The sequence below is a fragment of the Brevibacillus sp. AG genome (assembly GCF_028369215.1).
Lineage (GTDB): Bacteria > Bacillota > Bacilli > Brevibacillales > Brevibacillaceae > Brevibacillus > Brevibacillus porteri.
In genome coordinates this window covers 121,060-145,644 of the sequence record NZ_JAQMYO010000002.1, presented here as the reverse complement: position 1 = coordinate 145,644, position 24,585 = coordinate 121,060, and the positions used below count along the sequence as shown (strand labels likewise).

Annotated in this window: 2 protein-coding genes (1 of these 2 only partly in view); both read right to left on the bottom strand. The window is 47.2% G+C overall.

The window, feature by feature from the left end:
- Window positions 1–2: 2 nt before the first annotated feature.
- On the bottom strand, window positions 3–21,527 hold the full coding sequence (locus tag POF51_RS05715) for a non-ribosomal peptide synthetase (RefSeq protein WP_069851338.1): 21,525 nt from the start codon (window positions 21,525–21,527) through the stop codon (window positions 3–5).
- Window positions 21,524–24,585, bottom strand: the 3' portion of a protein-coding gene (locus POF51_RS05710) for an SDR family NAD(P)-dependent oxidoreductase (RefSeq protein WP_069851340.1). Its footprint extends 8,869 nt past the window's final position; 3,062 of the gene's 11,931 nt are visible here — the last part of the coding sequence; the start codon falls outside the window, past its right edge — the gene reads right to left on this strand; its stop codon occupies window positions 21,524–21,526. Before POF51_RS05710 ends, POF51_RS05715 begins: the two co-directional genes overlap by 4 nt.

Sequence of the window (24,585 nt, the reverse complement as noted above, 5' to 3'; positions counted from 1 at the left end):
TTTTATCCCTCCACTATTTGTCGCTTCCAGATACTGGTCGTATGGTTTGGTTTCTGGCTCAGATATGTCAGTGTTTTTGTTGAACGACCTGCCTCTTCACGGTAGACGTCAAATCGGTTTAACGTCGGAGGTGCAATCGACTGTCGTTTGTTCGGACGTGAGACTGCCTCCTCCCAGGATTGTAAAACGACGTTGGCGTTGGTTCCCCCATCTGCAAAACAATTCATCGCTGCTATTCTGTGCGAATCGTTCCATTCAGAAAGCTGTCGCTGAAAATAAAAAGGCGTTGACTCCATATGGAAATGGGTCATCGGCTCTTGCCCCGACAGGAACGGAACCAATTGTTGGTTTTTGAGCATCAGCACGACTTTTATCAAACTGGCAATCCCTTCTGCACATAATGGATGACCGATATTGGGCTTGATCGATCCTAATCCGCAAGCAGCCGTATGAGATGAGCGGTACACAGACTGAATCGCTTTGAGTTCAAGTAAATCTGTCACCTCTGAACCCGAGCCATTCGCTTCTATATAGCTGATTTGTTCCGGCCCCACACCAGCTTTAGTCAGTGCCAACTGCATAACCTCTTTTTGGGCTTGCATATTCGGGGTGGCAGGACCTGCCGTTCGTCCATCATTGTTGACCGCTACTCCCTTGATGACGGCATGTATTTCATCACCATCTGCAAGTGCTTGCTCCACGGTCTTCAATAAAACCATTCCTACGCCTTCTCCCAATACGAGTCCGCCCGCACGTTTGTCAAAAATATGAAAGGCTGGCTCTTGGCTTAAAATTCCTCTTTGGTGGAACATCCGATGTGCTTCATCACCGCTTAACACGTTAACCCCACCGACGATAGCAGCCTCAATCTCTCCACTCCGAAGGGACTGAATCGCCATATTCATCCCGACCAGCGCCGATGAGCATGCGGTATCGATGACCATACTCGGACCTCTAAGATCGAAGTACTGGGAAATATTTGTAGCCAAATAGTTTTGTCCCACGGTCATAATCGGGTTTTGTGTTTGATGAAGACGATCTTCACTTGGGCGATGATTACTTCTTGCCCCGATGTAGACGCCTACCGATTTTCCCTTGATGTCCTTCGTTGTGTATCCAGCCTGATGCCATAGATGAAGACTTTCCTCCAATACCAATAAGGCTTGCGGGTCCATGGCCTTCGCATCTTCTTTTGCTATCAAGAAGAAAGAAGGATCAAAAGCAGTAATGTTGTCCAGAAGTCCTGCATGATAGGAATTTTCATAGCCCCAGCGTTCCTTGGGTACAACACCAATGGCTGAACGGCCCTCCGCTAACAAATTCCAGTATTCTTCCACATTACGAGCACCCGGAAAACGGCACGAAAGCCCCACTACTGCAATGTCAGATGGATTTGCCTCCCTATATGCAGTAGCCTGACTACCCACCCTCTGGCTTTTCACAGTCTCACTCTGGACGGGCTGACTCTTCGGATCGTCGTTCCATTCAGGAGAAGTCAGCGTCTGATCGTCAGTGATGGAAGCGCCGTGATTGCTAGACAGCCATTCTGCAAGCGTTTCTATAGTGGGATATTCATATAAAATCGTCGGGTCCAATTCCTTGCCTAACCATTTACTGATCTCATTCATGACTTGAGCCAGTAACACTGAATCGATCCCATAGTCTGGAAACTCTTTATCTATCTCCAATCTGGCAGGCTCTATTTTCAGTTCCTTCGCAAACAGGTCAATCAGTCTTGTTTGTGCTGTCTTCACAAGATCCACTACGCTTTGCGTCGGCTTGCCTGCTGTTGGACGACGAGAAGACAGGCTCGCAGCAGAAGCTTCTTGCTTTTTGTGTCGCATCAACTGATGAGGTTCCCACAGCTCTTGGTTAATGACTGCCGGGAAAACAACGGGACCCATCTTTTTCAATAGAATATGATCCAACAATCGCAGTCCTTGCTCGTCAGTGATGTGTTCCAGCCCTGTTTGTTGATAGGCTTTGGTCGTGACTGCACCGATTCCTGTTTCCTTCCAACTTGGCCACTGAATGCTCATGATCGGGCAAGAATCTGCATGTACCTCTGCAAAATAATCCATATAGGCATTGGCTAACGCATAATCACTCTGGCCCGAAGCCAAGGACGGAATGATTGCCGAAACAGATGAAAAGAGAACGAAGAACTGTAAAGGCTCGTCCTTGCAGTTATGGAAAACCGTATGCAGCCCAGCCACTTTCGGTTGTAATACCTGCTGAATTCCATCCGTCGATTTCCGAATAAACGCAGGATTTTGGTCATCGCTAAAACCAGCGCAATGAATCACCCCGCCAATCGGACCCATCGTCTGTTTCAAATCCTGCAAATGCTGTTGCCAAGCCCCTTCATCGGTTAAAGATACAGATAAGACTCGAACCTGCACGCCTTGTGCTTCCAAAGCTTGTATCGCCTGAATTTTCTTTGCTACAGAATTGCTTTGCTGCTGATAGGCTCCCCATTGCTCGCGTGGCGGCAGACTTTCTCGCCCTGTGAGCACCAGTTTTTTGACACCATAACGCTCTACAAAATGCTTGGCACATAAATATCCAAGCCCTCGTGTACCTCCTGTGATCAATAAAACATGGTTCTCAGGGAAAACAAGCGCTGGCTCCTGACTTTCTGCTACCATCTCTTCCTGCAGATAAGCGCTATAACGCTCACCTGATCGATAGCAAACCTCTGTTTCCTGATCATCGATGAGAAACTCTGCTACAATCTGTTGCGCCAGTTCTTCTCCATCAGCCAATGGATCTAAATCCACATGGCGTGATTGCAGATGCTTATATTCACTTTGCAGCATGCGGTACAAACCAACACGTGAGGCACCCGCCAAATTGACCGAGTCATTCTGGAAAGACTCCAAGCCTTTTGTCACACCCAATAGCTTCAAGCCTTCCTTATGACCATTCTCAATGAGTTGTTGCAGCCATGGAATCCAAGCCAGCGTATCGGTCTGCTGCTGATGTCCACAACCGATCAAATCTACGATGCCATCATAGTTTTTCCACTCCATCCCATCCTGATGGAATCGTGATTCGAGCTCGTTCAGCTCCATGATTTCACTCTTAGCGAAATGGTTGGACAGTTGAATCGCCAAATGCTTCGTTTCATCCGTTGTGAAAATACCTATCGTCCGATGAGCTACCTTGGTTGGCATCACTGGGCAAGCCTTCCATTGCTTTTTCACAATGCGCATGTCTGGGTGAACGGGATGTTGCTCATATGTGGATAGGGATGTTGCACCTGTAAATGACGTATATCCACCAGGCACCCAATAAGCTTCTCTGCTAAAGGGATAGGTTGGAAGACTGATCCGGCGAGGCTTTCTCTCCCCATACAAGCTGCTCCAGTCCAAGTTCAGCCCTTTCACCCAAACGTCCAGCAATTTGCCGTATTTGCCTTTGATCATCCAGGAATTAATCATTTGCGGCATATCATCATCTGCTGCAAAAATTGCCAAGGTCTCTTTATGACGTTTTACCTGTCCGTGGTACAGGTCTTCAATGTCCTTCTGCCTTCCTATGAATTGCTTTAATTTCTCTTCAAGTTCCATCATCGAGCCCGCAATCACAGCCAAACGTTCTTCCATCGCTTCTCGTCCCACTTGAAGGGTATATGCCATTTCAGCTAAATTCGCATCAGACAATCCCTGTTCCGCCATGGCTCCGAGCAGTCGTTGTACCCGTTGATGAAGCTGTTCTTCATTTTTGGCTGATAAGAGAATCAAAGCAGGATTTTGCGGACTTACCCGTACAGTAGGCTGCTCTTGCATTTTGGGAAGATATTCTTCAATCACCACATGAGCATTCGATCCTCCCGCACCAAAACTGCTCACACCAGCACGTCGTGGAACTTCCCGTCCGTCAATGACAGGGCGTTTCCACTCCGCCAGCTCTTGCTGAACAACAAACGGCGTCAAGCTGAAATCTATATTCGGATTGAGTACTTCAGCATGCAGAGATGGTGCTAATTGTCCATGCCTGAGCTGCAATAAGACCTTTGTCACCCCAGCAATACCCGCTGCACTCTCGCAATGCCCGATGTTGGACTTCGCTGATCCAATGGCACAAAACTGTTTGTCATTTGTATGCGTTTCGAAAGCCTTCGTTAAGCCCGTAATTTCAATGGGATCGCCTAAAGAGGTTCCCGTACCATGTGCTTCCAGATAGCTGATCGTCCGCGGATCGATTCCGGCTTTTTGGAAAGCACGTCCAATAACCCGAGCTTGGGCATTCGGGCTAGGTACATTGTATCCATTCGTTTTTCCTCCATGGTTAACCGCTGTTCCTTTTATCACACCATAAATTTGATCTCCATCGGCAATCGCTTTCGCCAGAGGTTTGAGCAGGACTGCTCCCACACCCTCGCCAGGTACATACCCGTCACCGCCGATACCAAAGCTCTCGCATCGTCCCTTGCTGGATGCGAATTTTCCCTGTCCAAGCATCAAGTATTTATTCGGGTGAATCGATACATTGACTCCACCTGCAATAGCAGCCTCACATTCCCCTTGCTGTAGACTTTGGCAAGCCAAATGAATGGTTGTCAGGGAAGAGGAACACATCGTATCGACCGCCATGCTAGGTCCATGGAAGTTGCAGAAATAAGAAACCCGATTCGCAATGGAGGCTGGACTTCCTGCCAGTGCCATCGGTCTGCCGAGCATCGTTTCCTGGGCTCCGTAGAGCTGGTATTCTTCGTACATGACTCCTACATAAACCCCGACATTACCGCCTAGACCCATGCCAAGTGTTGAGCCGAGAGATTCACGAGTATACCCGGCATCCTCTAACGTTTCATAGACGCATTCCAAGAACAAGCGCTCTTGCGGGTCCATGATCTCAGCCTCTCTTGGTGTGATATTGAAAAATAACGGGTCAAATTGATCTACACCGTCCAGGAAGCCTCCCCACTTGCTGTAAGTTTTTCCTTGCTTTTTCTTATCTGCATCAAAAAACAGGCTGTGATCCCAACGCTCTTCAGGAATTTCTGTGACACAATCGTTGCCATCACGCAGGTTACGCCAGAACTCATTCATATTTCCAGCTTTCGGATAACGACCGGAGACCCCAATAATCGCAATGTCTAAGGCGTCGTTTGCTGGTTTGGTTTCTCTCGCCATTTCTATCAATGCGTTACCTCTGCTCCTGCGGTTGTTAATGATCGGTTTTGCCGTTGCAGCAACCATCGCTGGTACAACGCTCGACTTTTTAACAGGGGATGCCGTTGGTGCTTCTTTCTCGTCCATACCAAAGATACTCATCATTTGCTCTCGATGCGATGCTAGGAAGTATTTCGCAATTTCTTCGATGGTTTGATATTCGAAAAATAATGTTTTCGACAACGAACCAAACGTTTTTTCTAGTTCATTGGTTAATTGCATGACCATAATCGAGTCAATTCCGTACTTTTCCAACAAGGCGTCTGCTTCGATGCGGTCTATTGGCAGCTTGATGACGGAAGAGACCAGCTTTTTGAAATAATAAATCGCTTTTTCCTTTGGCAAATGATGACTTGTTGGTTGTATGACGGTAGAAGCTTTGACGTCTTGTTCTGTTGTCTTCGGTCTTCCCACCACTGCTGCGTGGAGGCGTTGCAGGTCTCCTTCCATTACCATCACCTGATCTTTTCGAGAAGCTACGGCTTCATAAAATGCACGAATACCCGTCGCGGTCTGCAAAGCGATCATTCCAACCCTTTGTTTCACCATCTCCTCAACAGCTTCGTCTACTTGCATCCCGCCCTCTTTCCAGAGCGGCCAGTTGATGGAGACTGTTTGACCTTGACGTTGCTTTGCCTGCACCCGTTCATTCCGATATTTCGCATAGCCATCCATAAAGGCATTCGCGCAAGCATAGTCTGCCTGACCAACATTTCCTATACTTCCTGCTATCGAAGAAAAGAGGACGAAGAAATCGAGAGACTGATCTTTACTTGCCTCATCCAAATTCGTAAGGCCGGCAACTTTTGGGGCTACTACTTGGTTCCATTCTTCTGTCGTTTTCTTGAGGATGAAGTTATCTCGAACGACACCCGCGCTATGGATAATGCCGTGAAGACCTCCGAATTCCTGTTGAATACTTTGGATGAGCTGGACGACTTCCTGCTTGTCCGTCACATCAACTTGACGATAGATAACACTTGCCCCTGACCTTTGCAAATCATGGAGCATCGCTTGTTTATCTTCGAGAAGAGGAGAACGTCCTGTGAGTATTAAGGTTGCCTGTTTCGCTTGATTTGCGATTTCCCTTGCGAAAATCAACCCTAAACCACCTGCACCACCCGTAATCAGATAGGTTCCTTGATCTCTCCATGGAATAGTGACTTCATCATGCAATAGCTTGGTTTCGCACCAGCCCAGTACATAGCGGTTACCCGCTTGATAGCGAATTCGGTCGTCCATAGGGTGGCAGGCATTCTCTTGCAGCTTGTTTACGATTACTGCCGCATGTTCACCTGGGTTTATTTCCATGAATTGACCGACTACATTTGGATTCTCCTGCTGAGCTGTTTTCAGCAAGCCAGAAAGTCCGCTTACGTACGATTGCTCCGCTTCGTCGGGAACGACGACCTGCAATAACACTTTGCCAAGTATCTTTTGTTGAAAGATGCTTTGGATTTCCAAAAATACTTGGGAAGCATAGGTCTCGAACTTGTCCGCAATGCCATCCTGTTGGGATTGCAAAGGTATCAAGCGCACTTCGTCCATCTGTGCTGCTATACTTGCGAGCGACGATTCAAAGCCTTCCGCCATCATCACGATATGCTGTGCATAGGTAGGAGTCTCCGTTTCCTGAACACCTGCCTGTTCCTTCCAGCAAGGATGAACCATCAGCATCTCTTGTGCCCCTGTAGTTTCGAAGTCTTCCACTTTGCCGTCCAGTTTACGAGATGAAAATCGCTTCATTCTGACGCAAACATTTCCTTGCTCGTCACATAAATCAATATCCAGCTTCTGCACAGGATCAGAAGCGCTGCTGCCATCACTGTAGCGAATATACACCCACATCTTCGTCGTGCATGGACTGAAGATTTCCAGCTCATCCAGCGCAAAAGGCAAGATTGGCTTTAGCGAATTAGGCTGGTGAGAGAAGCTCCTGTCATCTGCCTCCATAAATAAACCAATCGCCGCCTGCAAAGCAGAATCCATCATACTTGGATGCAGCACAAACTGTTCTTCTGTCCCCAAAACAGCGAAAGGTAAAGACAGCTTTGCCAACACCTGCTCCGTGCCCTTATACACTTGCTCAATTCCTTGCAGCGCCGGACCATAATGGATTCCCATTGCTTTATAACCGTCATAGCATTGGCTGCCACTCAAGATGCCATGGCTGCACGCGGCTTGTAACATAGCGAGATCAAGCGTTGGCGTCTCGGCAACCGTATGGAATACGGCACTTCCCTGACTGTGCACAATCTCTTCTGCTTCCTTTCCTGTATGCTCACTGTAGATTCGATAGCCAATCTCTCCACTGTCTTCCAGCTGAAGACCAATGTGAACATCGAAAGGCTGATCATCGACAGCAATCGGCTTGGCCCACACCATATTTTTGAGCGTCAGGCCATTCTGCCCCGCCCTCAAGGCTCCCGCTGATTGATCCATTGCCTCGCGTGCCATTTCGAGAAAAGCAACACCCGGTAAGAGCTGCTGTCCATTCACAACATGATCCGCCAAGAAAAATTCCTGTCCACGGAACGTAGAACTATACCGTTGTTCCAACAATTCAGACGTGTTTTTCTGGAGCATTGGGTGAAGGAAGAGCGTCTCTTCTGATGCTGCTGCAACTTCTCTCACAAATTGCGTATCCATCTGAGGAATCCAATAACGTTCTCTTGCAAACGGATACGTAGGCATGCTAATGCGACGAGGTTTCTTCTCAACGTAGAGCTTGTGCCAATCAACCACGCCTCCACTTACCCACAGATCAAGTAGCTTGGCGTATTTTCTTTTGCTTATCCAAGCATCGATTGCCTGTTTCAAATCTTCATCCGCTTCGAACACCGCAATCGTCTTTTTGTTGCCTTTCACCTGTCCACGGAATACGTCTGCGATGCCTTCCTGTCCATCTACAAATTGCGTCAGCTTTTCCTGAAGCTCTTGAATGGAGCTGACCATCACAGCCAGGCGCTCTTCCATGGCTTCTCGTCCAATTTGAAGCGTGTAGGCAATATCCGCTACATCCAGGTCAGAAATGGACTGATCCTGGATCACGGTTAACAAACGCTGTGCCTGTTCGTGGAGCTGTCTTTCATTCTTCGCTGACAGGAGAACGATCGCTGGATTCGTGTGACTTACTTGGCTAGCTGGACGTTGCTCATATTCTGGAATGAATTCTTCGATGACGATATGAGCATTCGAGCCACCCGCACCAAAGCTGCTCACCCCCGAGCGCCTTGGAATTTCCTGACCGTCAATAACAGGACGTTTCCACTCTGCCAGCTCATGCTGTACGACAAACGGAGTCGTGCTGAAATCAATATTCGGATTTAGCACCTCCGCATGCAAGGATGGTGCTAGTTGTCCATGTTTGAGCTGCAGAAGGATTTTCGTTATCCCGGCAATTCCCGCTGCACTCTCACAATGCCCGATATTGGACTTCGCTGATCCGATTGAGCAGAATTGCTTGTCTGTGGTGTACGCTTGGAAGGCTTTTGTCAATCCTGCGATCTCAATTGGATCTCCTAAAGAAGTACCTGTGCCGTGAGCTTCCAAATAACTAATCGTCCGTGGATCAATTCCTGCCTCCTTCAAGGCACGTCCAATTACACTCGCTTGTGCATTCGGATTAGGTACGGTATAACCATTTGTTTTGCCGCCATGGTTAATGGCACTTCCTTTTATCACACCGTAAATTTGATCTCCATCGGCGATTGCTTTCGCCAGAGGTTTAAGTAGTACCGCTCCGACACCCTCACCAGGTACATAGCCGTCACCGCCAAGCCCAAAGCTTTCGCATCGTCCCTTACTGGAAGCAAATTTCCCCTGTCCGAGCATCAAATATTTATTCGGGTGAATGGAAACATTGACACCACCCGCAATCGCAACCTCGCATTCACCACGCTGCAAGCTTTGGCAAGCAAAATGGATGCCGGTTAGAGACGAGGAACACATGGTGTCTACAGCAACGCTAGGACCATGGAAATGAAAGAAATAAGAAACACGGTTCGCTACCGATGAGAAGCTTCCGCCAAGGGCCATCGGTCTACCCATCATGGTTTCTTGTGCACCATACAGTTGATACTCTTCATACATAATGCCTACATAAACACCGACATTACCGCCAAGTCCGAAGCCTTGAGACGAGCCAAGAGATTCGCGAGTATAACCTGCATCCTCTAAGGTTTCATACACACACTCCAGGAATAAACGTTCCTGCGGGTCCATGATTTCTGCTTCCAGAGGCGAGATGTTGAAGAAAAGCGGATCGAATTGGTCAACACCGTCTATGAATCCGCCCCATTTGCTGTAAGTTTTCCCTCGTTTGTTCTTATCCTCATCAAAATACAGGCTGTGGTTCCAGCGCTCTTTGGGGATCTCCGTAATGCAATCCTTGCCATCGCGCAGATTGTTCCAGAACTCTTGTGTATTCCGAGCTTTCGGATAACGTCCAGAAACCCCAATGATCGCAATGTCCAAAGCGCCTTTGGCTGGTTGGGTTTCCTTTTGTGTCGTAATGAACCGCGAGCCTTCGCGACTTCTTACGCGATGGCTGTTCCTTTGCCTTTTCGACGTGTTTTCTTCTTTTGTCACGGATGCTGTTTCTTGGATAACAACGGTTTCCTGCTGTTCCGTAAGACCCAAGATTTCCATGAATTTGTCTCGATAGGTGTCCAAGAAATATCCAATCAATTCTTGAATCGTTTGATATTCAAAAAATAACGTTTTCGGCAGCGAGCCAAAGCTTTTCTCTAATTGGTTGGTTAATTTCATGGATAGAATCGAATCAATTCCGTATGTCTCCATCGCGACATCTTCTTCGATTCGATTCACAGGCAGTTGCAGAACCTCGGCAAATTCCTTTTTAACAAAATGAGTTGCTTTCTCTTGAAGGACATTTGGTTCCACAGTGGTGATCGTTTGTTTTTCATTTGGCTCTACCTTCGTTGGTGTGATCGATACCACTGGCTGCATCTGTTTGACCAGCATCTCTTCAAATTCTTCAAGTAAATAGGATGCAAGCTGCTGTAGCGTCGGACACTCTACGAATACAGTCGGAATCAGCCCAATGTGATAGTGCTGATTAAGCTTGTTGGCGAATTCAGTCAGTAGTACCTGATTAAATCCGAGTTCAGACAGCTCCACTTTGACATCGATATCTATGGGTTGAACCTGAAGCAGCTCCGACACGATGTGCATCAAAGCAAGTTCCACTTTTTGCAACAGACTGCTGGTATCCACCGTGACCGAAGCTTCGGATCGGGCAAGAGCATGCTTCGATTGAGAACTGCTGACTGGTGTTTGCAAAAGCAGTGTTTGCTTGAGCTTTGCCAGATCACCTTCCATCACCATGACCTGAGCTTTTCCGGAGGCTAAGCCTTGGTACATCGCTGCAATACCCGTCGAAGTCTGCATAGCAACTACTCCCATGCTTTGCTTCAACATGTCACCAGCCTCTACGTCTGCCTGCATTCCGCCCTCTTTCCACAATGGCCAATTCATGGACAATGTCTGTCCGTGACGTTGCTGTAATGCAACCAATCCATTGCGATAGTGCGCGAATCTGTCCATAAAGGCGTTGGCGCAAGCATAGTCAGCTTGTCCGATATTCCCCAAGCTGCCTGCCACCGAGGAAAACAGCACCAGAAAATCCAGTTCTACATCTTTGCTGGCTTCATCCAGATTGATGAGACCCGTAACCTTCGGACCCAGAACCGATTGGACTTCCTCCCTGTTTTTCTTGAGGATATAGCTGTCACGAAGCACGCCAGCACTATGAATAATGCCATGAAGACGCCCATAGTCCTGTTGAATCGTGCGAATCAATTCTGCCATTTCCTGTTTGTGCGTCACATCAACTTGGCGGTATTCAACTCTTGCTCCCGATCTTCTCCATGTCTGGAGTTTCCCTTGCTTCTCTTCATCCAATGGGGAACGTCCAGTCAGAATCAGGTTCGCATGTTGAACCTTTTGTACAATTTCGTTGGCAAAAAGATAACCCAGTCCGCCTGCCCCGCCAGTGATGAGATAAACCCCACCGTCTTTCCACGGAATACTCGCCTCTTGTGGAGCATCCAGTTCTACCCACTCTGATACATATCTCTTTCCAGATTGATATCGAATCTGAACATCCAATGGGCGGCGTACATTCTCCTTTATTTTTTCAGCAATCTCGAATTCGCTGTCGCCCGATTCTACCTCTATTACCTGTCCAATCAAGTTGGGATTCTCCAATTTTGCCGTTTTCAGCAACCCAGAGAACGCAGTGAAAAACGGCTGTTCTGCTCGCAAAGGAACGACAAGCTGAACCAATACCTTGCCGCGTACTTTTTGCTTGAAAATCTCTTGAATTTCCTCTAATACCTGCGTCGTATAATCAATAAAACGCTCGGCAATGCCTTCGTGTGAGGATCGCAAAGGAATGCAACGGACTCCATTCAAGTAGGATTGGAGATTGTTCCAAGAAACGCGATCAGGTTCAACCATCATCACGACTCGCTGTGTATAGTCAGCGGCTTCGGCGTTGCTCACAACCGCTTGTTCCTTCCACTCAGGATGAACCAGCAGTGTTCCGAGTTTCCCTTTGGAATCCACCGTCTCTCCTTCGCCTTCCAGCACTCGTGCGGAGAATCCCTGCATACGCACGCAAACCGTTCCTTGGTCGTCACACAAATCAATGTCTACTTTCTGTACCTTGTCTCCCGTCCTACTGCCATCAGCCTGTCGAATCCATACCCACATCTGGGAGGTAGTCTGGCTAAAAATGCTCAGCTTCTCCAGTGCAAAAGGCAGGAGTGGCTTCAGAATCGCTGTATCGCCTGTGCCAAGTAATAATCCGATAGAGGATTGTAAGGCCGAATCCAGCATGCTCGGATGCAAGACGTATTCTCCTTGCGTCTCGGCAACCTTGGAAGGCATGGCTAACTTGGCCAATACTTGTCCTTCTCCCACGTACACTTGCTCGATTCCTTGCTGGGCTTGCCCATAGACAAGTCCCATTGTTTGAAAGGCTTCATAACACTCACTTGCATGAAGCGTGCGATAGCTGCATTGGGCTTTGATCCCATCGAGATTATGCGTCGGAGCAGCAGTAATCGCTGCAAACACCATACTTCCTTGACTGTGTACTACCGATTCAGCCTGTTCGTTCTTCGGTTCGCTGTATATTTCATAACGAAGGTCTCCGTTATCCTCAGGATAAATGCCGATGTGCACCTGAACAGGCTTGTCTTCCACCACAATTGGTTGCGCCCACCCTACATTTTTAAGCTCTATCGTGAATTGCTCTTCTTCCAGCACTCCCGTTGCCAGCTCCGTAGCAGCACGAGCCATCTCAAGATAAGCAACCCCTGGCAGGATTCTCTTTCCTTTTACAACATGATCCCATAAAAAGAATTCCTGACCATCAAAAGTAGAGCTGAATCTTTGCTCACTAAGATCCGAAGTATTTTGGTGCAGCAAAGGATGTAGGGAAGCAGTCAGACCACGCGTACCTTTTGTGTTAGTTGACGGTTGTGTCTTTGGTTCTGGCAGCCAGTAATGCTCTCTGGCAAAAGGATACGCTGGCAAGCTAATCCGACGAGGCTTTTCATCGTCATAAAGTTTATTCCAATCGAAATGCAAACCCTTCACCCAGAAATCGAGAAGCTTCGAGAATTTTTTGCGTTGCATCCATTTTTCAATCGCTTCTTGCAATTCCTCATCGCCTGCGAAGATGTCTGCTGTTTCTTTACCGCGTTTTACCTGACCGCGATAGAGGTCGACAATGCTTTCATTACCTGCAAGAAAGCTACGCAACTTCTCTACCAACTCTGTAAGCGAGCTCGTCATCAGGGCCAGGCGTTCTTCCATTGCCTCGCGTCCCACTTGAAGCGTATACGCAATATCTGCCAGATCCACATCTGTAAAGGATTGCTCCTCAATCGACGCTAACAGTCTTTGAGCCTGTTCGACGAGACGCTCCTTATTCTTTGCCGACAGGACGATGATCGCCGGATTTTGCGGACTGATCGTAATCGAAGGCCGTTCCTTGACCTGAGGAATATATTCCTCAATCACGACATGTGCATTGGACCCTCCTGCACCAAAAGAAGAAATCCCGGCAATTCTCGGGAATTCTCTCCTTTCTCCATCCACTTCCATGATCGGTCGTTTCCATTCAGCCAAGTCCTGCTGAACGACAAAAGGCGTTTTCGAAAAAGGAATATTCGGATTCAACTCTTGCGCATGCAGGCTTGGGACCAGCTGTTGATGCTTCATTTGCAGCAAAATTTTTGCCACTCCTGCTATTCCAGCCGCCGCTTCCAAGTGACCAATATTGGATTTAACGGAACCAATCGCACAATATCCCGTATCCTGCGTATCCTTGCGGAAGGCTTGGATGAGACCCGTAATTTCAATCGGATCACCTAGCTCCGTGCCTGTTCCGTGCGCTTCTATATAGCTTACGGTTTTGGCATGAACGCCTGCCTTATCCAACGCCTGGCGAATCAGCTCTCCTTGAGCAGTTGGATTCGGTACGGTATAGCCATTGGTTTTTCCACCGTGATTCACACTGGTTCCACGAATCAATCCATAAATATGGTCGCCATCTGCCATTGCTTTTGACAGTGGTTTGAGCAGTACTGTACCTACGCCTTCTCCCGGTACAAAACCGTTTCCGCCTTGCCCAAAGCTTTTGCATTGTCCATCTACGGAAAGCATATGCAGCGCTGACAAAAAGACATAGCTGGAAGGATGCAGATACAGGTTGACTCCGCCAGCAATCGCTAGCTCACAATCCCCGTTATACAGATGCTCGCACGCTTCATGAATCGCTGTGAGCGAAGCGGAGCACATCGTATCAATCGGCATACTCGGACCTTGGAGATTGAGGAAATAGGAAACACGATTCGTCAGTGAGCTAAACGAAGTGTGCGGGTAAATCAATTCACCCTGCTTCCATAAATCAGGTCCGTACAAGCTGAACCCTGTTTTTGTGATCCCTCCAAACACTCCGACTCGTCGATTGTACTTTTCTGCAAGCAGTTGTCTCGTATAACCTGCGTCCTCCAGCACTTCCCAGCACGACTCCATAAACAACCGTTCCTGCGGATCGAAATGCATCGCTTCCCACGGGGACATATTGAAAAAGAGAGGGTCAAAGTCAGCGAATCCGTCTACAAAGCCGCCCCATTTTCCGTAGCTTTTTCCTTCTGCCACAGCTTTGTCTGGGTCAGGTTCGAAAAAGCCATCCAATGACCAACGTTCCGCTGGAATTTCCGTAATGCAATCCTTTCCGGATTTCAGATTCTCCCAATACTCGTTCAACGATCGCGCTTTTGGATAACGTCCGCTCATGCCGATAATGGCAATCGGCTCCCGCGCTATCTGATTTCCTGATGGCACGGCTACACTGCCAGTCGGTTCATGGTTGGCTGTATCACGTTCGTTATGCGCCTGTAGTGTTGGAGTTCCACGATTGACCGCACCCTGACGATCAAGCCCCGTCCACTTCATGCATTCCTGATAATGATCAGCGACGAGATAATCTGCAAGGGTGTTAAGAGTCTGATATTCATACAGGATGGTCTTGGACAATTCGCTAAAGATATCACCTAGCTTTTTATTCAGCTGGATCACCATAATCGAATCGATTCCGTATGTTTCGAACGGTTCGTCGACAGCGATTTTACCTGCCCCAAGCCTCGTCTCTTGACCGAACATCACTTTTAGCTGATAGAGCGTTTTATCTTTTAACACGCCTGTATCGACCGATAGCTTCGCATCCTGCATCGGTGTCGAATCGAGTTGTGACACGACAGGATTACCTAGCAAGTGTTCCTTGAGTGTTGGCAAATTGCCTTCGATAACCAACATCTGCACAGAGCTAGAAGCCACCCCTTGATACAGTGCCTGAATGCCACTTGCAGTCGGCATCGCTACCATGCCTCTTGCCTCCATGATCTTCTCTGTCGCTTCATCAACACGCATACCGCCATCTTTCCACAACGGCCAATTGATAGAGAGTGTTTGACCCTGTCGTTCGCCTGCTTTCATCAATCCACGACGATACTTGGCGTATTGATCCATAAAGGCATTGGCAGCAGCATAATCGGCTTGCCCCGCATTCCCGAAGCACCCCACCCCAGAGGAGAAGAGAATAAAGAAATCGAGCGCCATATCCTTGCTTGCCTCATCGAGATGCACAAGTCCAGAAACTTTTGGCGCCAACACTTGCTCCAGTTCATCCGTTGTTTTTCTAATGATGAAACTGTCACGAATGACTCCCGCACCATGAATGATGCCAGTGAGGCTACCAAACTCTTGCTTGATAGATTGGAACAAGTCTTCTACCGCCTGCTTTTGTGTGATATCAGCCTGACGATATTGAATATTGGCTCCTAGTGCTTTCCATTCCTTGCATTTGGCTTTCTTATCTTCATCCAAGGAAGAACGACCCGTGATAATCACAGTCGCTCCCTTCGTTCGCTCGGCGATTTCCTTGGCAAAAATCAAGCCTAATCCGCCTGCCCCACCCGTAATCAGATAAACCCCATCCTCTTTCCATACATGCGCCGCTTGGCCAGAAGAATTCATTTCTGTCCAGCCGCTCACCCAGCGCTTACCATCCTGATAACGAATGTGCTTACTTTTCTCATCATTGCTGTTTTGTTTCAGCTTCTGGACCAAATCTGCTGGATTCACCTCTGCCATCACTTCAATAAGCTGTCCAATCAGCTTGGGATTCTCCAATTGAGCCGTTTTCAGCAAACCAGAGAGAGCGGAGAAGCATTGCTGTTCCTCTTTGTCAGGTACAACAAGCTGAACTAGAACTTTTCCCTTTGGTTTATTGGCAAGGATTCGCTGGATTTCCGTGAATACCTGGACGGTGTAGGCATGGAACCGTTCTGCGATACTTTCCTGCTGTGCTTGTGGTTGTAAGACCAGGCAGTGCACTCCGTTCATTTCGGATTCGATACGCTCTCTGAATTCCTCTGCCCATTCACAAAGGATCACGAGATGCTCTGCAAAAGTAGGCGAACCAACTTTTTGGCTGATCTCCTGTTCGTTCCAGCACGGTTGGAGAAGCAGCGTTTCTGGCGTTGGAGTTGCTGAAGAGATTGGCGAAATCTGTACAGAAGCCGGTCCCGACTCCGTGCGCACATTCATGTTCGTTTTCGTATCCATCTCGGGAACCCCATAGGACTCCTCCGCAAAAGGATAGGTAGGAAGGCTGATGCGACGCGGTTTTGCGTCTTTATACAGGACTTCCCACTCGATATCCAGACCCTTGCTCCACAATTCGGCTGCTTTTTCTCCTTTGCCTTCTGCAAACAGCTTGGAAATCAACTCACGATTCGTCTCATTCTTTTTCAATAGGGAGACTTCATGGTTTGCTTGTTTTACGTTTCCGCTAAAGCTACCTGCTGCTTGTTCCTCTCCACTCAAAAAGTCACTCAGCTTTTGAATGAGTTCCGCTGTATCTTTGACAATAAAAATAGCCCTGCTCTCCATCGCTTCTCTTCCCACTTGGAGTGTATAGGCCAAATCTGCAATATGGACTTGTTCATAATTCCCGCTAAGGAAATCAACGAGTTGCTGGGCATACGCGAGAACACGATCATCGTTTTTGGCAGATAACGGCACGAAATAAACGTGCTGGTTGTTATCATCGCTTACGCTGACACGCTTAGTTTCTGTCCCATTCTTCCATTGTTCAAAAATCGCATGAGCATTCGTCCCGCCAAGTCCAAATGAACTTAACGCCGCTCTATGGGGAACAGGCGCATCCTCCCATTTTTTGAGCGTATCAACTACATAAAAAGGTGATTGATCCAAATTGATATTCGGATTCGGCTTTTCATAGTTTAGTGATGGAGGAATTTCATTATGGTATAAGCTTAATGCTACTTTAATGCAACCCGCTAACCCTGCGGCTGTATCGAGATGTCCAATATTGGTCTTCACCGATCCAAGTCCGCAGTACTGTTTATTGGTTGTGTATTTTGTATACACTTCATTGAGCGCCGCAAATTCTATCGGATCTCCCAAATAAGTGCCCGTTCCATGCGCTTCGATATAGCTAACTGTTTCAGGATGAACCTTGGTGTCATCTAATACTTGCTGAATCACCTCAGCCTGACCTTTTATACTTGGCGCATAAAATCCGACTTTATCTGCCCCATCATTGTTGATGCGAATTCCTCTCATGAGGGCATAAATATGATCGCCGTCCTTGATCGCATCGGAAGCTTTTTTGAGGACAACTACGCCGACTCCTTCTCCACCGATCATGCCGTCTGCTGACGCGTCGAATGTCTTGCAGTGACCATCACTGGAAAAGTTCAATCCAGCTTGATAGACATACCCTGTATAAGTCGTAGGGAAAATCGTCGCGCCCCCTACCAAAGCTACCTTTGATTCTCCCGCTTGCAGGCTGCGATAAGCCAGATGCAAACCAACCAGCGAGGAAGAACAATTGGAATGGACGGCAAAGCTCGGTCCCTTCAGCCCCATTTTATGAGAAATCATCGTCGGTATGGTTCCACCTTGCGCCAAAACCCACGAGACATATTCATTCGGGTCCTTCATGACATTCGGTGATTCCTTGGTGAAATGCGGCAAGAGTGCTTGATAATAGCTATTGCTCGCCGACATAAAAACACCCGTCTGCGGAACCTGTTTAGGTGTATACCCTGCATCCTCCAATGCTTTCCATGAATGGGTTAATAACAGACGAAACTGCGGGTCCATAAATTCTGCGTCTCTAGCTGAAAGGTGAAAGAATCCTGGATCGAAGTGATCTTTTCCTTCGATGGTGGACTGCACCGGAATAAAGTTCGGATTCTGTAAGTATTCATCAGGCAGGTGTAATTGATCGATCTCCTCATCAGAGAAGAAACGTACACTTTCTACGCCGTTCCGTAAATTCTCCCAAAACTCTCTATGATTTTTCGCTCCCGGGAAGTGGCAGGAGATTCCAATAATCGCGATGCTATCCTCATAGTATGCAGGATAAGTCTCCTCCACTTGTCCTTCGCTATACGCCATTGCCTGGTTCGGATTGACAAAATCCGCTTGCTCATCTGATTCATTCTCTTTCCTTGTTGCGATATATTCGCTAATTTCTCTAATATTGACGTACTTAAACAACGTGGTCACATTTAGATCGCACTGAAACTCTTCCGTCATTTTGGCTACAACCATGGTAGCGAGAATGGAGTCTCCACCCACATCGAAAAAGCCATCTTCTGTACTGATCCCCTCTACATTCAGGACATCCTGCCAAATTTTCAAAGTCCTTTGCTCAATATCAGATTGAGGCAGACTCTGCTTCTTCGCCTGTGTTACCACAAGCTTTTGATTTAGCAGCTCTGTGCGATCCACTTTTCCATTAGCGGTTAACGGGATTTTATCCATAGAAACAAAAAATGCCGGAAGCATATACTCTGGCAAATTCATTCTCAAATAATCCCGTAATTTTGAGGGCTCAAACCGTTCATGGTTCGCACCTGCTTTCGGAACATAATAAGCAACCAACCGCTTATGATCTCCCTCTTCTTTTACCAACACCACAACGCTTTGAATCTGTGGATGAGCCATTAGTTGGCTCTCGATCTCACCCAATTCAATTCGAAAACCACGAATTTTTACTTGATGATCGATTCGGCCTAAATACTCAATCGTTCCATCAGGGAGCCAACGCGTTAAATCCCCTGTTTTGTACAACTTGGTTCCCGGTGTAAACGGGTTATCTACAAACTTCTCTGCGGTAAGCTCTGGGCGATTCAAATAGCCGCGAGCCAAGCCTTTTCCTGCAATACAAAGCTCCCCTGGAACACCAACTGGGACGGGATTCATATGGCGATCAACGATGTAGAGTTGTGTATTTGCGACAGGTCTACCAATCGGTGTATTGTTGCTAACCAGTTCATTTTCAGAGCAGGAGAACCATGCCGCATAAATAGAGGCTTCTGTTGGTCCGTAAATGTTTTCAATCTTCGCCTTTTGAAAAGTAGCAACCGTCTTTTTCACCAACTCTTTTGGAAAGGCTTCTCCTGCAACCATTACATATTTGAGAGGACAATGCTGCAAGAATGGCTGATTCTCTCCAACGCCGTTCACGAAGACATTCAGCATCGCCGGAACAAAATTGATATGTGTCACGCGATGCTTCACGATAGATTCGGCTAACATTTCTGGAGACTTCTCCCCATGTGGCGGAAGAATGACCAGACGTCCTCTACCAATGAACCAACCAAACAGCTCGGACAAAGAAACATCAAACACATAGTTGGTTTTGAGCAGAAAAACGTCGTTCTCCATAACGGGATAACGGGATTCAAGGAAAAAGAGGGTATTGATGATACTTTCATGACTCACCATGACCCCTTTGGGTTTCCCTGTGCTTCCAGATGTATAAATCACATAGGCTAGATTGGTTGGGTTTACTACCCTGTTGAGTGTTTTTTGTCGCTGGGCTGTCTGCTCAACCTCTTCCCAATCCCTGTCTAACACGATGCATTTCGTATTTCCTCCTGCCGCTGAAGATACCTTGTCCAAAAGGCGAGCTTGGGTAAGCACCAAACGGCTCTTACTGTCTTCCACCATGTATGCCAACCGCTCTGTGGAATAGGTTGGGTCCAATGGAACATAAGCTGCGCCAGCTTTCAGAATACCGAAAATGCCGATGACCATTTCCAAAGAGCGTTCGACACAAATCCCCACTGTAGCTTCAGGACCTGCTCCCTCGGCTTGCAAATAGATAGCCAGCTTAGTAATTTGTTCATCCAGTTCACGGTAGGTCAACGATTGATTGTCATAAACAACAGCCACAGCATCTGGTGTTTGCTGGACTCGCTTCTCGAACAAATCATGGATGCATAAAGCCTGTGGGAATGCCGCTTCAGTCGCATTCCACTCAGCGAGCAGCATGTTTCGTTCTTCCACAGAAATAAGGCGTATCTCATCCAAAGCGATGTCAGGATTTTGGATGACTTCGTTTGCGATATTGTGATAATGCTCTGCCATCCGCTGTATCGTCGCTTGGTCAAATACATGAGGATTGTATTTCAGATTCAATACAAACTCGGCTTCCTGCTCAAACACCTCTAACTCAAATTCATACTCACCCTCTTGATGAACACCCTCCATCAATTCGATGGCAAGCTTGTTTTGACATTCATCATAAAATCGCTGCAAGTTTTGCGATTGCAGAAAATTTTGGTACGTAAAGATGATATCGAATACGGGTGAATTCCCATGAAGTCGAGGAATATTTGCCTCTCGTACCATCGCTGGGAAAGGATAGACAGCGTGATCCATCCCGTCAATCAGCGTAAGCTGCAATTCCCGAATGAACTGAGAGAAAGACTTTTCCCCCGTTACCTGACTGCGAATGGGGATCATATTGACAAAATAACCGATCAGAGAATCGAATCTTTCTTCTGGACGTCCCATTGTCGGCATGCCGACAATCACATCTGTTTGACCTGTATAGCGATACAATAAGGCTTTAAAAATCCCTAACAAGAGAACAGATGCGTTCATTCGGTAATGCTTGGAGAGCTTCTTCACCTGCTGACTCAACTCTCGTGAAAATACGTGCGTAAAAACCTGCCCCTCAAAGCTTGGTGCAGAAGAACGCGGGCGATCGGCAGGAAGCTCCAGTTGTGGAAGCGTCCCGGACAATTGCTCCAGCCAGTAAGAACGATGTTCCCTACCTTCCCCGCTCGCCATCATGTCCTGTTCCCACTTTACGAAGTCAGCGTAACTGGTTGAATTCGGTGTTACTTTTATCTGCTTTCCTTCAACCAGCTCGATATAGATATGGACCAATGCTTGTAGTAATAACAAGGAGGAATGTCCATCAAATATCATATGATGAATCGTAATCAGGACAAAATGCTCTTCTTCCGAACGCGACAATAGATGAATGCGAAGTAAAGAACCCTTTTCCAATGAAAAGGGCTCTTTTACTTTTTGCCTAAGATACGGCAATACATCCCGAGACGTTAGGCTTGAGATGTCCTCCTGCTCAATGGGAAGCGATTGCTCCAAACGTTGAAGCAGATACGGAACACCATTCTTTTCCATACTCGAACTCTGTAAAATCGGATGCTGTTTGAAAACAAGGTGGCAAGCCTGTTTAAATAAGGCAACGTCCCATTTCTGACGGATGCAAAAGCATAACGGAACATTATAAGCACTCATCGTAGGAGACATTTTTTGCAACATCCACAATCCTTGCTGCCCGACGGACAGAGGACTTGTAAACGATGGGTTTTCCAGCTCCAGAAGCTTCTCTTGGACTTCCGCAGCAGACAGCTTACCTTCTTTGTAAGCCATGAGGATTTCCCGTCGCATCATATCATCCCTCCTTTGTCGATTACCTGTTCGATCTCTTCTAAACTTAGCAGGCCTTCTTTGAATTTTTGCAACAGATTCTCTGTCCGTTCACTGCGAATCTGAGACGTTCCTTCTAAATCTGTAGTGGAAGCAATCTCTTTATGACTCAACTCTCTTATTTTTAATGCAAGTAGATGAGCTAAAGACTTCATCGTCGGGTTCTCCAGCACTTCCCGCCCTTTGATTTTGATATTCCAGCGCTGCTCTAAATGACGAATCAGTTTGGTAACCATGATCGAATCCATGCCATAGTCCAAGAAATATTTGTTTATCTTAATTTGCCCTTCCGAAAGATGTAACTCCCGAGAGAGAAATTGTGCCATATCCCGCTGAATGTTTTCCTCTGTTGGGCTGTCAGGGTTGATATCAATCGCGAACGTCGCTTTTTCCATAGGTTGACGGATCGTTTCAGTCCCAAGCTGCTCCCCCTCACCCTCTGAAGCGGAGAGCCAATAGCGTTCTCTAGCAAAAGGATAAGTAGGCAGAGAGAGTGTGCGACGCTCTTGTGGATACAAGGATTCCCAAGGAATTTTACCTCCCTGCGTCCAATGAAGGGCAAGCTTTTCCAGATTATTTTCTGCTAAAAGAACCTGCAACACCGTATCTCCTACCTTGCCTGAAAGAAGATTTCGCACGCCTGCCTGCTCTTCTTCGAGATCTCCTGTATAGATTGGAATCAATGCCGTTGGCTCGCTGCCTTGTTCGACCGCTTCCAAATACGCCTGTAATCCTTGAATCAATTCCTCTCGATTTTGAGCCAGCATAGCCAACCTGCATTCCATGGCTTCTCGTTTCACTTGAAGCGTATAGGCAAAATCCGCCAAGGAAAACGCTTGCTGCTTGGCAAATGCAAGCATCTGCTGGGCAACGGCACGCAATCGCTCTGCATTTTTTGCCGAGAAAACCACGATCTGGGGTGAAGTGGCAGAAGAAATGGATTTCATCTCTGTCTGCGGCGCAATATATTCTTCGAGAATCAAATGAGCATTTGACCCGCCTGCTCCAAACGAACTGATCGTAGCCCGGCGTGGAACCTCTCGATCTTCTCCATTGATGCTTACCAGTGGTCGCTCCCACTTTTGTCGATCTTTTTGCAGATAAAAAGGCGTTTCTGCAAAATTGACATGCGGGTTCAACGGCTCCGCTTTTATAGATGGAACCAACTCCTGATGCTGTAGCTGCAAGATCACCTTTGTCAGCTGAGAAATACCTGAAGCTGCTTCGGCGTGACCGATATTCGATTTGACCGACCCGATTCCACAAAACTGAACATCATCCGTCTGCTTCGAAAAAGCATTTGTTAACGCCTTCAACTCAATCTGATCTCCCAGCAGCGAACCATTAGCAGCGGCTTCCACATAACTGATCGTCCGTGGATCTATGCCCGCTCTAGCAAAATTATCTTCCATCAACTGTGCTTGTGCATGGGGATTCGGCACCGAAAATCCATTGGTACGTCCGCCATGATTGGTCGCAGCTGATTTGATGACGGCTAAGATGGAATCCCCATCTTCCATCGCTTTGGCTAAAGGCTTCAATAGTACAGCCCCTACGCCTTCTGCTGGTAAATATCCGTCTCCATCTCCAAAGCTTCTGCTGTCTGCGTGGCTTCCAATCATTTGAGCCTGACTTAATCCTAGGTATTTCTTAGGATGGATCGAAACATTCACGCCCCCTGCGATAGCAAGCGTGCTTTCTCCCTTTATCAAGCTTTCACAGGCATGATAAATGGCAATGGCAGATGAAGAGCACGCTGTATCAATCGCCATGCTCGGACCTTGCAGATTAAAGAAGTAAGAGACTCGGTTGGCAATCGAATGGTAGGAAGAGAGGGAAATGATAGAGCCCTTTTCCATATCCGTATCAAATGCGTGATACGGCTGATACATCGCCCCTACATAGACGCCGACTCTATTATCATATTGACGTTGTAACACCTCTCGCGTGTGTCCTGTGTCTTCGAGCAGATTCCACACGGTTTCCAGGAAAAGGCGTTCTTGAGGGTCCATCATTTCCGCTTCTCTCGGAGAAATATGGAAGAACAGCGGATCAAATTGATCGACACCGTCTATGAAGCCGCCCCATTTGCTGTATGCTTTTCCTTGTCTGTTCCGAGCCTCGTCAAAGTACAAGCTGTGATCCCAGCGCTCTTGCGGAATCTCTGTAATACAATCCTTGCCATCCCGCAAATTGTTCCAGAACTCTTGTACATTGGCAGCCTGCGGATAGCGACCCGAAATACCAATAATGGCAATGTCCAGGTCAGATGTGGTTTGATTATTTGCATGCTCACGTGCAACAAACCGTGAGAAACGACGACGATGCTCTGTTATGGAGTCAGTAGGGGCAAGCACGTTAGCAATATTCTCTACTGTGCTTGTCTCTGCTGTTTTCCCAGCTCCCATAATCGCGATGATTTTGTCTCCATGATGCGCCAAAAGATAGCCTGTCAAATCCTCTATGTTTTGGTATTCATAGAGCAGCGTTTTTGACAGCGAACCGAATGCTTTTTCCAATTGATTCGTCAATTGCATCGCCATAACCGAGTCGATCCCGTATTTCTCCAACGGAGCATCCTCATCGATTTTATAAGCTGGGAGCTTGATAACAGCAGAAATTTCCTTTTTCAGATACTCCCTTACTTTTGCCCGAAGCACATCTTGTTGCCCAACAGAAACAAGATGTGCGTTATCCGTTTTTGCAGAGATATTTGCGCTCTCTATTGGTTGGAACTGTTGGATGAACCGATCCTGGTAGGCATCCATCAAGTGTTGCGAGACAGCAAAAAGCGTCGGGTACTCTACCAATACAGTTGGCGTAAGTTCAAGCTCATAGAATTGATTCAGTTTGTTTGTCAATTCGGTCAGCTTAATCTGGTCAAAGCCGTACTCATGGAGCTCAGCGTGGATTTCAATATCCTCTCTATCAACCTTGAGCAAATCAGCAACTATTTTCAGCAAAGACGCTTGAACTTCACTTTGCAAGCTGTTCGAATGAGCTGTTGGTGTCGACGAGGTCA